Source organism: Niveispirillum sp., from assembly GCF_052437035.1.
Taxonomy (GTDB): domain Bacteria; phylum Pseudomonadota; class Alphaproteobacteria; order Azospirillales; family Azospirillaceae; genus Niveispirillum.
Genome location: NZ_JBQVOH010000001.1, coordinates 86,892 through 103,276, shown reverse-complemented (window position 1 = coordinate 103,276; position 16,385 = coordinate 86,892). Strand labels below are relative to the sequence as shown.

The following is a 16,385-nucleotide window of genomic DNA, read 5'->3' as shown; positions in this document are numbered from 1 at the left end:
CCAGCATTATACAGTAATGCCGTATTTCGTCATTTCGAATTAAGCAACTCATTGACCCCCGACAGCCACGGCGTTATCTATTTTTCCGGGCTGGCAAATCTGACGGCTGATGGTCCCTTGTGGACCGCACCGTCCTTATCAGAGGCATGCGTGCGATGAGTTCGCAGATTCTCACTTTCGACAAATCGGGTCTGATCCTGCGCTCGCTGACGGGCATGTCGATGCCGTTGCCGGGCATCGATACCCGAGGCGTCAATGCGGTTGTGGCCGGCAGCCTGTCCGCGGACGGTGTCGCCGATGTCGTGGTCGGGCGTGATGACGGCACCTTCTCCTGGTTCGACGGGCAGAAGGACGGCGGCAAGCCGGTGGAACATGTGCTGGAACTGCCGCTGCCGATGCCGCGCATGTTCGGGGTGGAACGGATCACCGACCTGCTGGGCATTGCCGACGCCAATGGCGATGGCCGCAACGACGTGATTTTCAGCTCTTACCTGCTCTACAGCGACACGCCGAACCTGGGCATCGATCCCGGTCCGGACGATGAGATGCACATCCTGCCCTTCCCCTATGGCGATGATGCGCTGCCGCCGCCGTCGGGTGCGCCGGATGAAGAGCCGATCTTCACGATCCTGCCCTATCCCATGCCGCCGCGCCCCATCGCCGTGGGGGAGCCGTATCCGGGCAGCGATCTGACGAAGATCGATTTCTCGAACATCAAGGTCGACCTGCGCGGCGTGCTGATGACCACGGGGAACGAGGTCTATATCACCGGCCCCGATCAGGGGATCGCCGTAGGTGAGCCCCATCCCGGCACCGGTCGTTATGCCGAACCCGCCAAGCAGATTTACGGCGTCGATACCGACACCGGCAATGTCTATGTCATCTGGGACAACCAGGACCGCAACAAGGAATTTGTGGCCCTGGGCAATCTGGATGCGCGCGGCGGTATCGACGTCTTGTTCACGGACAAGACCACGGGCGATCTTTATGTAAAGAACGACCTGTCCGACGCCTATTTCGTCAGCGGCATCACCTCTGACGGTACAGTTTCGGTTGCCGCCGTCGGCAATTTCCAGGGCGATGACAGCCTGGACGAAATCCTGTTCTACGATGCCAGCTCGCGTGAGTTCAGCATCTGGATCCACCCGCCATTCGACATTGCCACCAGCTACATGGTCGGCATCGATTACTTCAAGACGGTATTCAAGCTGGATTTCGGCTGGGACTTCGTGGGCACGCAGGATATCGACGGTGACGGGATCGAAGACATCATCGTCGCAGCGGTCGGCGACTTCGCGCCGTACCGCCCGGGTTCCCTGGCGCCTGTCGCCTATTACAGCTCGGCCACCGAAGAACTGGTGGAACTGGGTAGCTTCGATCCCTTCACGCTGAAGGCGGTCGGCAATTTCTTCGACGGTCCCAGCATCCTGTAACATCCAGTACAGGGGTTATGACGCACACTCTCACTATTCCCTTTGCGGGCGGTCCCCTGGGGCCGCCCGTTTTTTCATCTTTCGGGGCAATCCAGATGGGTGGTTGTGTCATCGGGGCCGCAATCGCCGGAATAATGCATATGGAACCGCCCTTTACGTAACGTCACCCCCTTCCGTGGCCTGTCTTCATTGGATACCGTCTCTCTCGTGCTGAATCGGGCAATGAAACGAAAGCCCGACCATGGGAGGAACATTTTGATGAGCCACAAGCTTCTGGGCGGCACCGCCCTTGCCGCCGTCCTGTCCCTGTCCGCCATCGCCATGGACGCCCCGGCCGCCAAGGCCCAGGGGATCGATATCTCCTCGCTGGTCGTGTTCGGCGACAGCCTGAGCGACACCGACAATCTGAAGAACCTGAACCCGGCCAGCCGGCCCGGCGCGCCCTATGTTAATGGCCGTTTCTCCAACGGTCCCGTCTGGGCCGAGAATCTGGCCACCCTGACCGGCATCACGGTCAGCAGCCGCGCCTATGGCGGTGCCCGCGCCACCCGCGCCACCCCCATCGACCTTACGGCCCAGGTTGACGCCTATCTGGCGGGCGGCACCTCCATCCCGGCCAGCCGTGGTGTCGGCATCTGGATCGGCGGCAATGACTATATCGCCGTCCTGACGCAGCCGCAGGCGAACCCGACCGCCGCCGCCCAGGCCGCCATCGCGGCCACCACCGGCGCCATCACCACCCAGGCCGGTCGCCTGTACAGCGCCGGCGCGCGTCAGTTCGTGCTGTTCAACCTGCCGCCGCTGGGCTCCATCCCGCTGACAAGCAGCCTGTCGGCTGCCGACAAGGCCAGCGCCAACACCGTTTCCGACCTGCATGCACAGGCCATCAAGGCCTCCGCCAACGCCCTGCGCGCCCAGGGCGCGACCGTGACGGTGGTGGATGTGCAGACCCTGTTCCAGGGTCTGGTCGCCTCGCCCTCCACCTATGGCTTCACCAACGTCACCACCCCCTGCTTTGCCCCCATCGGGCCGGGCGGGTCGCTGGTGGCGACGGGTGTCTGCGCCACGGCGGCGGGTGCCGCCGGTTCGGTGTTCTTTGATGCGCTGCACCCGACGGCTGCCGCGCATCAGATGATCGCCGAATATGCCTATGGCACCATGTCCGCGACCTTCGAGGCGCCGGCAGCATTAGCCATCAGCACCGATACCTCGCAGCGTCTGCTGGATCTGGCGAATGAGGGCGTGTCGGCCCGCATGTCGGGTGCACGCACTGGTCAGGGCTCGGTCAATGTCATCGGCGCGCAGGCCGGTCAGGATGACCGTTTCGGCCTGTTCGTCTTCGGCTCCTATGTCGATGGCGACCGCGAGGAAGTGCGCGGTCAGTTCGGCTATGATTATGACGGCTTCAATGCCGGTATCGGCGTCGATTATCAGGTCGACCGCCATGTCATCGCCGGTCTGGCCTTCTCCTACGGCAACCTGAATTCCAAGACGGACGGTGCCTATTCGAAGCTGGATACGACCGCCTATAACCTGACCGCCTATATCACGGCGGCGGCGGACGATCTGTGGCTGGACACGACCATGTCCTACAGCTTCGACGACTATCAGTCGGAGCGTGCGACCCGCTTCACCCCGTTCGCCAAGGCCAGCGGCGATTACAAGGGCAATACCTACGCGCTGGGCACCACCATCGGCTTCACGCCGGTGGCCGGCTCCTTCGCGATGGGGCCGGTCATCGGCCTGCGCTATGCCAAGAGCAAGGTCGAAGGTTTCGCGGAAAAGGGCGCCGGCCCGCTGGCCCTGACCTGGGAAGGCTACGACGCCGAAAGTCTGCTGGGCTCCGTCGGCGGTCAGATCAGCGGCGTGGGCACCAGCTTCGTGCCGCAGGTCCGTGTGGCCTATGAGTATGAAATGAAGGGCGACAGCCGTGCGATCGTCGGTCGCTTCGCCAATGGCGAACTGGCCATGACCGATCCGGGGGCCGGCAAGCGCGGTCGCCTGGCCGTGGGTGCCAACCTGGTGCATGAAACGGCGGAGAATGTGGCCGTGGCCCTGGGGTACAATGGTCACTTCGCCGGCGGCGACCGCACCGACCACGCCCTGACGGCACACCTGAAGATCGGTTTCTGATCCAAGGTTCGGGGGTAAAGGCAAAGGCCGCGACGGGAAACCGTCGCGGCCTTTTTGTTTGTCGGATGATTGGCCAAGACGGGCACCAGCCGCCGATTGTACGCAAAGAGAAAGGGCCGCGACGTTTGCACGTCGCGGCCCTTTTCAACACCCTATCCCCGCCTCAATGCACCGCGAAGGTCCGCTTGGACGCGCGGCGCACTTCCGCCTCGTAAAGCTTGGGGAACATCTTGTAGAGCAGAGCCGCCACCGCGGGCAGCAGGACGACCGCCCCGATCATGTTGGCCAGGAAGATGAAGGTCAGCAGCACGCCCATATCGGCCTGGAACTTCAGGTCGGAGAAAATCCAGGTCGCCGTCGCCACCGCCAGGGTCAGGCCCGTAAACAGCACGGAGCTGCCGGTTTCCTGAAGCGTGCGGTAATAGGCCTCCGCGAAGTTCAAGCCATGCTTCAGATAGGACTGGAGCCGGTTGAAGATATAGAGGCCGTAATCCACGCCGATACCCACGCCCAGGGCCGCCGCCGGCAGGGTTGAGATTTTCAGACCAATGCCAAGCCAGGTCATCATGGCGTTGCAAAGGATCGACACCACGATCAGCGGCAGCACCGTGGCCAGGGAGCCGACGATGGAGCGGAAGGTGATGACGCAGAACAGCACGACAGTGGCATAGACCAGCAGCAGCATGGGCTTCTCTGCCGTCATCACCGCCTGATTGGTGGCCGCCATCACGCCGACATTGCCCGTGGCCAGGTTGAAGCTGACCGTATCGGACGGGTTGTCCTTCTTATACTGCTCCACCGCATCCACGATGCGCTGGATCGTCTCAGCTTTGTGATCCTTGGTGAAGATCATGACCGGCATGACGGAGCAGTTGGAATTCAACAGACCAGTCGATGTCTCGATGGGTGAAACGGTACGGACCAGAACCTGGGAATTACGCGGCAGCACGCGCCAATTCAGGTTGCCCTCGTTCCAGCCGGTATTGACGGTCCGCATGGCCGTGGCCATGGACATGGTCGATTGCACGCCATCGACATTGGAAATGGCCCAGGTGAAATCATCCACCTGCTTGATGATGTTGTAATCGATACAGCCGTCGGCCTTGGTCTCCACGATGACCTGGATGATATCCACGCCGATGGCGAACCGGTCGACAATCAACTGGGCATCCTGGTTATACCGGCTGTCGGGCCACAGTTCGGGCACGCCGGCCTCGGTATCGCCCACCGTCATCTTGCGCTGCTCCCACAGCGAGATGCCGAATACGCCCAGACCGATCAGCACCATGACAATGGCACCCTTGGGCCGGGCGAAGACGGCGAACCAGCCCCAGACACGGTCGAACCGGTCCACCTGACCCGACACGCGGGCCCGATACTTGTCACCCAGCGGCAGGAAGGACAGCACCACCGGCAGCACCCAGAGATGGGTGATGATGATGATCAACATGCCGACGGAGGCCGAAACGGCCAGTTCCTGGATCATTTGGATCTGGATGATGGCGATGGTGACAAAGGCCAACGCATCGGTCACCAGGGCCGAGGCACCGGGCACCAGAAGACGTTCAAAGCTGATCCGGGCCGCTGTGAAGGAATCGGCGCCCTTGCCCATCTCCTGCGTGATGGTGCCGACATTCTGCACGCCATGGGAAATAGCGATGGCGAAGACCAGGAAGGGCACCAGGATCGACAGCGGATCAATGCCATAACCCAGCAGCACCAGCAGACCGAACTGCCAGATGACGGTGCAGAGCGAGATGCCCAGCATCGCAAAGGTCATCATCCAGCTTTTGCCATAGCCATAGACCAGCACGGCGGTGATGACGAAGGCGATGGCGAAGAACAGCACCACGCTCTTGGCACCGTCGGCGATATCGCCCATGGCCTTGGCAAAACCGATGACATGGACCTGAATCTTGTCATCCTCGAACTTGGCGCGGATGGTCTCCAGCTGCTTTGCCACCGCCATATAGTCCAGCTTCTGGCCGGTGCGCGGGTCCTTCTCCACCAGTTGTACCGACACCAGGGCGGCGGTAAAATCCTCGGCGACCAGTCGGCCCACCTGTCCGGATTTCAGGACATTCTCGCGGACGATGGGCAGCCACTCATCATTGGGCTGGAACTCGGCGGGGATGACATTGCCCCCCGCGAACCCGTCCTCCACAATCTCGATGAAGCGCACATTGGGCGTGAAGATGCTGGTGACGCTGGCCCGGTCCACGCCGGGGACGAAGAACACCTCTTCCGTCACCTGCTTCAGCCGCGTCATGAATTCCGGCGTATAGATGTCCCCTTCCTTCACCGACAGGGCCACCAGCACGCGGTTGGCGCCGCCGAATTCCTTCATATGCTTGGTGAAGGTCTGCATGTAGGGATGGTCGAGCGGCAGGGTCTTCTCGAACCCGGCATCGACGCGCAGCTTGGCACCTTGCCAGCCCATGAAGGCCGTCAGCAGACCGAACACGACCAGGATCAGCACCCGGTTGCGGAAGGTCCAATGTTCAAGACGGGACAGGAAGGAGGTGGACTGGGACATATCGGTTCGCCTTGACGTTCAAGGGATCGGGGCGGGGCGATGATGGCGCGTCAGGGGCGCGCCGGGATCGGCCCGTGTTCGCCCAGAAGGATGAGGCTGCCGTCGGGTGCCTGGATGGCATCGGCCAGCGCCACGCGGTCGGCACGCTTGGTGGTGCTGAAGGTCCGGCCACCATCGCCGCTGGTCAGGACGGCACCTTGGGCACCGACCAGCACCACCGACCCGTCGGCCAGAACGGCACCGCCCATCAGGCCCGCCGTGGTATTACTTTCAATCGCGGTCCAGCTTTTGCCGCCATCATCACTGCGCAGGATATTGCCCTGCAGCCCATAGGCCAGAAATCTCTGCGGTCCCAGGATCAGCGCATCGAAGAAGGACCCGTCATAGGGGCTTTCCAGCTTGGTCCAGGTGGCACCCGCATCGGCGCTGTACAGCAGGGTCCCCGCCTCACCCGCAATCAGGCGGGTTTCCGGGGTCGGGGCCAGGATGGCGTTGAAATGGAAATCATCCTCGCTGATCTGCCGGCTGTTCCAGGTGGCGCCGCCATCGGCGGTTTCCAGATACAGGCCATAGGCACCGACCGCGATCCCATGCTGACCATCGGCGGCGAACAGCACATCCATCAGCGGCTGTTCCAATTCCGGATCGGCATGCTGGACCTTCCAGCTTTCGCCACCATCCTCGGTATGCAGGATGACGGCATCATGGCCCACGGCCCAGCCGCGCTTGGGCCCGGCGAAATGTACACCCGTCAGGGCGGCATTGGCCGGGACCGGCACCTGGCGCCAGGCCTTGCCATTATCGTCGGACAGCAGGATGTGCCCCCGCTCCCCCACGGCGACCAGCCGGTCACCAGCCCGTGCCGCGCCCAGGATCAGGGACTGGCCGGCCAGGGGCGCGATCACCGCAGGGCGCAGCGCCGGAGCGGATACCTCCTGCGCTGCCACGGGCAGGGTGCCCAGGGCCAGCAGGCACAGGCTCGCGGCGACGGGGCGGAGGGCGAAGGGAGAACGCAACATCGAGATCACCGGGCGTGGTTGGTTAACGCGGCCCAAGAGACGGAAAAGGGCCGGCCGGTCAACAACCGGCCGGCCCGTTGCCGTATCAAGGATCAGCGAACGCCGGCGCGGCGCAGGCTGTCGGGCGAGAAGTCGGCGTCAGTGAACTTGCTGTCGAACTTATACGGGGCTTCCTGGTTGTCCAGGCCCAGCGCCGTGTAGCGACCCGACTGCAGGTCATAGAGCGCGTCAAGCGTCGACCAGTAGGTCGGCATCGAATAGTAATTCACACCATGGCTCTCGGCCACACGCCACATTTCACCACGGGCGTCCAGATGGTCGGCCACGACGATCTGCCAAGTATCCTCATCAATATAGAAGCGACGCTTGGCATAAATGTGGCTGGTGCCCTGCTTCAGGGTCGCTTCCACGACCCAGACGCGGTGCAGTTCATAACGGGCCAGATCCTGGTTGATGTGGCCCGGCTTGATGATGTCGTCGTACTTCGTGTCCTTGGAGTGCAGCTTGTAGGAATTGTACGGCACGTACATTTCCTTCTTGCCGATCAGCTTCCAGTCGTAACGGTCAGGCGCGCCGGAATAGATGTCGAAATTGTCGGTGGTGCGCAGACCGTCGGACGCGGTGCCGGGATTGTCATAGGCGACGTTCGGGGCGCGGCGCACGCGGCGCTGACCGGGATTGTAGGTCCAGGCCGAACGCGGCTCCTTCACCTGGTTGATCGTCTCATGCACCAGCAGGATTTCGCCGGCCAGACGGGCCGGGCTCGTCACTTCCTGCAGGAAGTAGAGCGAGGTGTTAGCCGGGGCGCCGCCCGGCGCCTGATACAGGTACTTCACCTGTTCCTTCAGCGTGATCAGCGTGTAGGAACCGTCGGTCTGCGGGTTTGCCTGACCGACAACACGCTCCGTTGCCTCGCCGCGATAGCGCAGCAGATGGTTCCAGACCGGCTCCACACCTTCCTTCGGCACTGGGAAGGGCACGCCCTCCTTCGCCCCTTCGACACCATTGCCGCCATCCACCAGCTTGGCGCGGGTGGCGTTGGCGATGGTTTCCTTATAGATGCGGTCCGGGTACGACGCGCTGCGGCGGGTCGGATAGACATTCATCTTATAGGTCGGATAGCGCTTCAGCAGGGCCTTCAGGCCCTCCGGCAGCTTATCCTCATACTGCGCCATGTTGGCGGCAGTGATGGTGAACTTCACCTTGTCTTCGGGGAACGGGTCCACCTCGATCGTGCCGGGCTGCCAGTTGGCGGGCGGCTTGGTGATGCCGCCCGTCCATTCCGGGATGGTGCCATCGGCATTGCCGGCCTTGATGGCGCCCATCGGCGTCAGGGTCTTGCCCAGATCGGCGGCGGACTGCGCCAGGGCGGGAAGGCTGAAAGCCAGGGCGATGGCGCCACCCAGCAGAACGGATTTCATACGGAACATGCGTTTCCTCCTCGATCGCTATCTTCTTATCTGGTCGTTTCGCGGCGTCAGAACGAGTACTTGACGCTGGCCGACACGAAGTCGCGATCGTTGATCAGGTTGAACTTTCCGGCCCCGAAGAAGTTGGAATAGGCAAGGTCGACCGTGATGGTTTCACGCACCAGGGCACGCAGGCCCAGGCTGACAGCCTTGCGGCCTTCGACAAAATTGCCCAGCGGCGTCGGCGTGGTGCCGTTCACGTCATGCTGCCAGGAAATCGAGGGGTACAGGTTGACGCCCGGCAGCGCGTTCAGATAGTCGAAGCGGATCGCCGCGCGGTAACCCCAAGAGAAAGCATCCGCGAAACCATCGGTGGCCAGATCGGCCATGCCGCCACGGCCCACAAAGGCGGCGTTGCCACCCACGACCGTGCCCGGACCTTCCAGACGCAGCACAGACTTGTCCGGCATGTCGGAAATCCAGGTACCGCCCACTTCGGTGACGAACACCCACTGATCAGCACCGAAAGCCCGTTCGAAGGCTTTGGTTGCCGTCATCTGGGCCTGGGTCACGTCGAACTCTTCCCAACCCTGGATGCGCTTGCCGAAGTAGCGGTTGGCCAGATCGGCGGTGACGGCGGCGGCCGTTGTGCCCTGGATCACGCCGATCTTCTTGACGATCTGGTTGGTGTTGAACAGCCCGGCGGCGCCAACGGCAGCCTGATTGGCACCCGCGGTGGCACCGGCAACAGCACCGGCATTCTCGAACGCGGTACGCGTACCACCCGGCGAGCCGGGGGCGGCGGCGATACCGGCACTGATGGCACCCGCAACCGTCGGGTTGATCGCCTGGATCTGCTCGAAGGTCAAGCCCGTGAAGGGACGCAGGGCCGGGTTGCCGGCGATGGCGGCAGCCACGGCGCTGTTGAAGGTGGCGCTGCCCTGCGTGCGACCGGCGGCGGCACCCGCCGTCTGACCCTGGGAAATGGAGCCCAGGATGGACGGGGCGGCCAGCGTCGCCTGCAACAGTTCCACGTCATCCAGCTGCAGGGGCTGATCCTTGCGGAAGCTGATCTCGCCCTGGAGCGAGATGCCGAACGGGATGGTGGTGTTGAAGCTGGCGCCGAACAGCTGGATATCCTCAGGATATTCAGCGCGGTAGGACGAATTGCGCGTGAAGTTGGACGGATCCGCCTGGAATTGCGACAGGCTGCCGACGATGGAGCTGAGCACCGGCACGCGCGAATGCAGGTTGGTGTAGTAGAAGCCGAATTCGGTGTTGTTCAGCTCTTCCGCGAAGATACGCAGGGCAAGACCGTACTGGCCATTGTCGCTGGGCGTATCATCCTTGCTGCGCGGCACGACGGTGCCGAACGGGGTCAGCGACTGCACACCACGGAACCCGTTCAGCAGCGGGTTCGGGTACTTGTCCACGGGGAAGACGTTGCCGCCGGCCACCGCACCCTGGGTCGGGTCGTCGCGGAACAGGTAGTTGCCGAAGCCGATGAACAGATGGTCGCCGCCCGGAGAGGCCGCATCGTTCGTGGAGAAGAACGAACCCGAGGCTTCCGGCTCCGTATTGTCCCACTTGAACTGATAGAAGGCTTCCAACGAGATGTTTTCGTTGAACGAGAAGTTGATATCGGCAATCGGAACCGGCAGGAAGCCTTCCTTCAGCTCCGAACCCGGCACACGCAGGGCGGAAACGTCCAGCGGGTTGATGGAGTTGATACCGTTCTGGATGAACGTGCTCTCACCCCAGCTCAACACCTGCTTGCCCAGGCGGACAGAGAGGTTGGAGCTGTCACCGACGGCGAAATCGCCATAGACGAAGGCATCCAGCAGATCGAAGTCACGACCCACGCGTTCGGTCGTGTCGGAATTGAAGGCGAAGCGGTTGGTGCGGGAGCCGTTGGTCGACGACTTCTTGGCGTTTACGACGTCATAGAAGTAGGTGCCGCGGACGAAGGCGCCCAGGTTGCCATAGTTCAGCTTCAGCTCGTGCGTGGCACGGCCGGCCAGCGACACCAGGCCCTTGTCATAGTTCAGATTGCCGTTATCGCCATTGATCGAATGGGCGCGACCGCCATTGGCGACGCCGATCAGGTCCGGATCGCGGCTCTGGACGCGGAACAGGGCGCCCATGGTCAGGGTCGTATCGAAGCTGCCGCTCAACTCACCCCGATTGAAGCTGACGGCCTGGGCGCTGCCCACCACCAGCATCGGGGCCAGGATGGCCGCTGCACTTACCCCGGCCAATACCCGGCGGTCCATGCGCACCTGCGGCGTCGATTTGCGTGCCATGCGTTTCCTCCTCGCATCCCATTCTTATCATTCCCCGGCTATGGGCCGGCGGCCGACCCCATTCTGGAGCCGGGGGAATTTCGCGTAACCTTGTCGTAAAGGCCGCCATGTGGGCACGTCAAGGCTTCTATGCGCGTTATGTCTCCGGCGGGGTCGTTTGATGCGCGGACTGGCAAAAAAGACACATTTTTTGTCCAGTTTCCAATGGCTTGATTGGATTTGGGGCAGTCCGGTCAAACGCCCGTTTATTGGGCAACGCTCACGCGATACGGGTAATTTTGCACTTGCGAATGGCGAAAATGCCTCTCAACCCCTTGTGACGTTTACGTCAACCTGCAACTTCCAGCACACCATCCAGTTGCAGGAATCGGGTTTCAAGATCGCCCGGCGGCAGCGGCCGGGAGAAGAAGTAGCCCTGCAGCTCATCGCAATGATGCAGGCGCAGGAACTCAAGCTGCTCTTCCGTCTCGATCCCCTCCGCCACGACCTTCAGGCCCAATTGGCGGCCCATGGCGATGATGGTGGCGGCGATGGCACCGGTATCGGCATTGGTCGGCGCCTCGCTGACGAAGGAACGGTCCACCTTCAGCGTGGTGATGGGCAGACGGCGCAGATAGGAGAGCGAGGAATAGCCTGTGCCGAAATCGTCGATGGCGATTCGGATGCCCCGGCCCCGGATTTCGTTCAGCGTATCGGCGATATAGGCCAGGTTGGACATCATCGCCGTTTCGGTGATCTCGATCTCCAGCAGTTCCGGCGGCACGCCATATTCCTGGCACAGCGCGAAAACGCGTTCGCCGAACATCGGCGTGGCGATCTGCCGGACGGAGACATTGACCGCGACCGGGATGGGCGCAAAGCCGCGCCGGCGCCAATCCTGAATCTGGGCCAGGGCGGCGCGCATGACCCATTCGCCCAGCGGCACGATCAGGCCGGTTTCTTCCGCCACCGGAATGAACTTGCCCGGCGGGATCATGCCGATCTCCGGGTGCTGCCAGCGGATCAGCGCTTCCACACCCACGGCCTTCATGTCGCCCATGGCGATCTTCGGCTGGTAATGCAGGAAGAACTGGCCCTGTTCCAGCGCCTCGCGCAGGGAATGTTCCAGCGACAGGCGGGCCACCGCCGCCTCGTTCATTTCCGGCGTGAAGAAGCGGTAGCCATTGCCGCCCGACGCCTTGGCATTGTGCATCGCCGTATCGGCATCGCGCATCAGCGCATGGAAATCCGCCCCATCGCCGGGGAACAGGGCGATACCGATGGAGGTGGTGACGAACAGTTGCTGCCCGTCGATGCCGAACGGGCGCGACAGGCTGACCAGGATGGTCTCCGCCACGCGGGCCGCCATCTGCGGATCGGGCAGATCCTCGGCCACGATCAGGAATTCATCGGCGCCCAGACGGCCCACCGTATCGGCAGCGCGCACACAAGAACCCAGCCGCTGGGCCAGCGCGCGCAGCAGCTTGTCACCCGCCTGATGACCCAGACTGTCATTGACCAGCTTGAACCGGTCCACATCCAGCAGCAGGACGGCCACCGCCGTCCCCTTGCGCCCGGCATGGGCCAGTGCATGCTGCAACCGGTCCTGCACCAGCGTACGGTTGGGCAGGCCCGTCAGCGGGTCGTGCGTGCTGACATACATCAGCTGTTCTTCGAAACGCTTGCGGTCCGACACGTCGGTCATGGTGCCCGTGAAGCGCAGGGGGCGACCGCTATCATCGCGGATGGCCTGGCCTCTAGCCTCGATCCAGACCCAGGACCCGTCGCGGTGGCGCAGGCGGTACAGCGACAGATAATCGCCCACCTCCCCGTTCAGGTAGCGCTCGATCTGGTTCTGCGCCATGTCCTTGTCATCGGGATGCAGCAGCCCGTCGAACAGCTTGTTGGCATACATCGCGTCGACCGCGTCATATCCCAGCATCTCAATGAATTCGGGCGACCACCAATAGGTGCCCTTGGTATAGGAATTGTCGAACACGCCGGACCGGGTGGCCCGCACGGCCAGCTTGAGCCGCTCCTCGCTCTCACGCAGGGCTTGTTCGGCGCGCTTGCGCTGGGTGATGTCCTGCACCACGCAGATGGCGGTGCGGCGGTCACCCAGGCGCATCTGGCTGACGCCGAAGGCCATGGCGAAAACCTCGCCCTGGCGGCGGCGGCCCTGGATTTCGGCGCGGTTGTCGGGGCGCTGCTCCTCCTCCGACCGGCGCAGACAGGCCATCAGGGCCACGGCCACGCGGGTCCAGTCGCGCTCCTCGATCAGGGTAACGAAGGGCTGCCCCACCGCCTCGCCATCGGCATAGCCGAACAGCGCCTCGGCAGCGCTGTTCATGGTTTCGATGCGCAGATCCTCATCCAGCGTGATGATGCCGTCGGCGACATTGTCCATGATGCCGGACAGGCGCGTTTCACGCTCACGCAGGGCATGTTCGGCGCGCACGCGTTCGACCAGCGAATGGTCAAACTGCACCAGCACCTCATTGATGGTCTTGGCCAGCAGGCCCAGCTCATCATCCTCATGCCGCTTGGGCACGGACAACAGCTTGTCGGCCGGGCGCTGCGGATTAATCTCCGCAATGGCCGACGACATGCGCAGGAACGGCTTGGTCAGGGTGGAATAGAACATCACCACCAGGATCAGGGCCAGCGCCACCGTCCAGATGATGCCCGTGGACAGCACCACGCCCGACCGGCGGAAAAATTCCTGCGCAATCAGGAACCGGTCGATGGAGACGCGCAGTTCACCGACATTCTGGTTATGCCGCTCGATCACCAGCGGGATGGAGTAGGTCTTCTCCACCGGCAGCAGCATCTCCGCCAGCCATTTCAGCTGCCCCTCCGCCTGCGGACGTTCACGGGCAGCCAGCTGATTGCCGAAATCCTCCAGAATGACGGCGCGGTAGATGGGCTTATATTCGAATAGACCGGTGACGACGCGATCAGCCAGCGCCTGGTCGAAGGAATAGGCGCTCTCTGCCGCCGCCTCCCGCATAATGGACAGGACCTGGCGGACCAGCTGGTCGGACTGCCGTTCCATATCCAGAAGGTCGATGGTGATCTGGGCCGTGGACAGGACCAGACCCAGCATCAGGGTGACCAGCGCGGTGTTGCGCGCCTGCTTGAAAGACAAGCGTTTGCGCAGCGGCACGCGCGCCACCGCAGCCGTCTCCGCCGTCCCGCTTTCCGGCAGGATGTCCGTCTCGGCCTGTTCAGGCGGTAACGTCGCTTTCATCCACACCTTAGCACCAAAATCCGCCGCCGGGTCCCCATCGCCCATGCCTTGGATGCCCCAACGGCGCGCAAAGCCGGCCCATGGCCGAAACCTTCACGCATCTTCAGAGGATAGTCTGCCTTCATGTGCTTGGATATGACAATCCCTTTAGCTTGAAAGTCTTCACACACCATCGCGGGACCGGGGACTGGCCTGTCAGCCGCTTTATTCAGGCAAGCGGAAAATCAGACCATAAGGACGGCCCATGCCTGATATCACTCGATTTTCCGTCGAATCGACGGCGATGCGGATGGTATGAAGGCGCCGCAGATGTGCGGGGAGAAGGCGATGCGTATCCTGTTTTTAGGTGCCGGCGGCGTCGGCGGCTATTTCGGCGGGCGGCTGATGGAGGCCGGGGCCAATGTCACCTTCCTGGTGCGCCCCCGGCGCCAGGCGCAGCTGATGGAAAACTGGCTACGGGTGGAAAGCCCGCACGGCAACATCCGCGTGCCGGCCCAGACCGTGACCAAGGCGCGCAAGCCCTATGATCTGGTCATCCTGACGTGCAAGGCCTGGGACCTGGACGCCGCCATCGACAGCGTCATGCCCGCCATGGGGCCCGACAGCATCTTGATGCCGCTGCTGAACGGGGTGCGCCACATGGAGGTGCTGGATGCGGCCTTCGAGCGCGAACGCGTGATGGGCGGGCTGTGCCATATGCCGATCACGCTGGACGAACAGGGCACCGTCCACCACCTGTCCACCATCCATAAATTGGTTTTCGGCGCCCGGCATGTGGCGCAGCAGGCGACGGTCGCCGCACTGGCCGATGCTTTCCGCCCCACCTGCGTGGACTGGCATGTGTCCGACACCATCATGCTGGACCTGTGGGAGAAATATTTCTTCCTGGCCACGCTGGCCGGCTCCACCTGCCTGATGCGCGGCTCCGTCGGGGCCATCAACCGGCAACCGGGGGGAACTGATTTCATGACGGCACTGCTGGCCGAATGCGCCGCCGTGGCCACGGCAGAGGGCTTCACGCCCCGCCCTGCCCTGCTGCATGAATATGGCGCACAGATCGTGGATGCCGGCAGCAAGGTCAACGCCTCCATGGCCCGCGACGTGGCCAAGGGTGGGCGGACAGAAGCCGAACATATCCTGGGCCATATGGCCGTACGGGCACGGGCGCGTGGCGTGGCGACACCGCTGCTGGACCTCGCCCTGCTGCATCTGCGCGTGCATGAGGAAGGGGTGGCCTCTTAAGGGGCGGCACTTACCCTCACCCTCCGCGCACAAATCCGCCCAAGCACCCTTGCTGCCCCCCGCCCCCTTCCGTTACGGTGGCGCACCTTCGCCGGTGCAAGCCCCACCAAAGAGAAAGGGGCGGCCGGCCAATTCGGACTGGGGGCACATGGACGCGTCAGCGCTGGGGACGTTTCTCCAATACCTCATTAATGGCCTTGCGTTGGGGGCCATTTATGGGTTGATCGCCATCGGATACACGATGGTGTACGGCATCATCCGCATGATCAATTTCGCTCATGGCGAGATTTATATGATCGGCGCCTTTGTGGCGGTAACCACTTTCTCCATCCTGGCGGCGGCCGGGGTGACGTCGGTGCCGCTGGCGCTGCTGCTGGTGCTGGTCATGGCAATCGCCTTTACCGCCGCCTATGGCTGGACGGTGGAACGGGTGGCCTATCGGCCCCTGCGCGGCGCACCGAAACTGGCGCCGCTGATCAGCGCCATCGGCATGTCGATCCTGCTTCAGAACTACGTCATGCAGACGCAGGGTGCGCGGCCAAAGCCGCTGGCGCCCGTCATGAATGGCGGCGTGACGCTGTGGCAGGGCGACGGGTTCGCGGTCAACGTCTCCTACATTCAGCTGTTCATCATCCTGCTGACCGTGGCCCTGATGCTGGGCTTCACGCAGATGATCAATCGCACCGCCCTTGGCCGGGCGCAGCGCGCCTGCGAGCAGGACCGCACCATGGCGGGCCTGCTGGGCATCAATGTCGACCGCACCATCAGCCTGACCTTCGTCATGGGTGCCGCACTGGCCGCCGTCGCTGGGGTGCTGGTCACCATGTATTACGGGGTGATCGACTTCTATATCGGCTTCCTGGCGGGCATGAAGGCCTTCACCGCCGCCGTGCTGGGCGGCATCGGCAGCCTGCCGGGCGCCATGCTGGGCGGGTTGCTGATTGGCCTGATCGAGGCGTTTTTCACCGGCTATGTATCTGGTGCCTATAAGGATGTCGCCTCCTTCTCCGTGCTGATCCTGGTGCTGGTCTTCCGACCCACAGGCCTGCTGGGCCGCCCCGATATCGAGAAGGTGTGAGCC

At 62.9% G+C, this 16,385-nt stretch carries 9 protein-coding genes; 4 read left to right on the top strand and 5 right to left on the bottom strand.

The annotated features are described in order from the left end of the window. Positions 1–155: 155 nt before the first annotated feature. Positions 156–1,433 carry a hypothetical protein gene (locus ACT6Q8_RS00445; protein ID WP_444733821.1) on the top strand — a complete coding sequence of 426 codons (1,278 nt, stop codon included), beginning with the start codon at positions 156–158 and terminating at the stop codon, positions 1,431–1,433. A 258-nt stretch (positions 1,434–1,691) separates the two neighbouring features. Then, positions 1,692–3,566 carry an autotransporter domain-containing protein gene (locus ACT6Q8_RS00440; RefSeq protein ID WP_054166718.1) on the top strand — a complete coding sequence of 625 codons (1,875 nt, stop codon included), beginning with the start codon at positions 1,692–1,694 and terminating at the stop codon, positions 3,564–3,566. Between the two features lie 163 nt (positions 3,567–3,729). Here the strand turns inward: ACT6Q8_RS00440 and ACT6Q8_RS00435 are convergent, their stop codons facing one another. From ACT6Q8_RS00435 to ACT6Q8_RS00415, 5 genes are all read right to left on the bottom strand, one after another. After that, complete coding sequence (locus ACT6Q8_RS00435) at positions 3,730–6,102, bottom strand: efflux RND transporter permease subunit (protein WP_444733822.1); 2,373 nt, start codon at positions 6,100–6,102, stop codon at positions 3,730–3,732. 50 nt (positions 6,103–6,152) lie between these two features. After that, positions 6,153–7,121, bottom strand: a complete 969-nt coding sequence (locus ACT6Q8_RS00430) for a WD40/YVTN/BNR-like repeat-containing protein (RefSeq protein WP_444733823.1) — start codon at positions 7,119–7,121, stop codon at positions 6,153–6,155. A gap of 92 nt (positions 7,122–7,213) precedes the next feature. Further along, positions 7,214–8,551 carry a DUF1329 domain-containing protein gene (locus ACT6Q8_RS00425; RefSeq protein WP_054166721.1) on the bottom strand — a complete coding sequence of 446 codons (1,338 nt, stop codon included), beginning with the start codon at positions 8,549–8,551 and terminating at the stop codon, positions 7,214–7,216. Positions 8,552–8,598: 47 nt separating this feature from the next. Continuing rightward, positions 8,599–10,833: a DUF1302 domain-containing protein gene (locus ACT6Q8_RS00420; protein WP_054166722.1), complete on the bottom strand. Its 2,235-nt coding sequence runs from the start codon at positions 10,831–10,833 to the stop codon at positions 8,599–8,601. A 328-nt stretch (positions 10,834–11,161) separates the two neighbouring features. Continuing rightward, entirely contained in the window at positions 11,162–14,062 is a 2,901-nt protein-coding gene (locus ACT6Q8_RS00415; protein ID WP_444733824.1) for an EAL domain-containing protein, read from the bottom strand. 327 nt (positions 14,063–14,389) lie between these two features. On the opposite strand from ACT6Q8_RS00415, the gene ACT6Q8_RS00410 reads away from it, so the two are divergent. Both ACT6Q8_RS00410 and ACT6Q8_RS00405 read left to right on the top strand, forming a co-directional pair. Next, positions 14,390–15,304: a ketopantoate reductase family protein gene (locus ACT6Q8_RS00410; protein ID WP_054166786.1), complete on the top strand. Its 915-nt coding sequence runs from the start codon at positions 14,390–14,392 to the stop codon at positions 15,302–15,304. 163 nt (positions 15,305–15,467) lie between these two features. Continuing rightward, positions 15,468–16,382 (top strand): ABC transporter permease subunit, encoded by a 915-nt coding sequence (locus ACT6Q8_RS00405; protein WP_102113339.1) that lies wholly within the window; start codon positions 15,468–15,470, stop codon positions 16,380–16,382. Positions 16,383–16,385: the final 3 nt, after the last annotated feature.

Bases quoted from the DNA above. Each gene is read 5' to 3' on its own strand.
- ACT6Q8_RS00415 (WP_444733824.1), bottom strand. From the start codon at position 14,062: ATGAAAGCGACGTTACCGCCTGAACAGGCCGAGACGGACATCCTGCCG.
- ACT6Q8_RS00445 (WP_444733821.1), top strand. From the start codon at position 156: ATGAGTTCGCAGATTCTCACTTTCGACAAATCGGGTCTGATCCTGCGC.
- ACT6Q8_RS00410 (WP_054166786.1), top strand. From the start codon at position 14,390: ATGCGTATCCTGTTTTTAGGTGCCGGCGGCGTCGGCGGCTATTTCGGC.
- ACT6Q8_RS00430 (WP_444733823.1), bottom strand. From the start codon at position 7,121: ATGTTGCGTTCTCCCTTCGCCCTCCGCCCCGTCGCCGCGAGCCTGTGC.
- ACT6Q8_RS00440 (WP_054166718.1), top strand. From the start codon at position 1,692: ATGAGCCACAAGCTTCTGGGCGGCACCGCCCTTGCCGCCGTCCTGTCC.
- ACT6Q8_RS00425 (WP_054166721.1), bottom strand. From the start codon at position 8,551: ATGTTCCGTATGAAATCCGTTCTGCTGGGTGGCGCCATCGCCCTGGCT.
- ACT6Q8_RS00420 (WP_054166722.1), bottom strand. From the start codon at position 10,833: ATGGCACGCAAATCGACGCCGCAGGTGCGCATGGACCGCCGGGTATTG.
- ACT6Q8_RS00435 (WP_444733822.1), bottom strand. From the start codon at position 6,102: ATGTCCCAGTCCACCTCCTTCCTGTCCCGTCTTGAACATTGGACCTTC.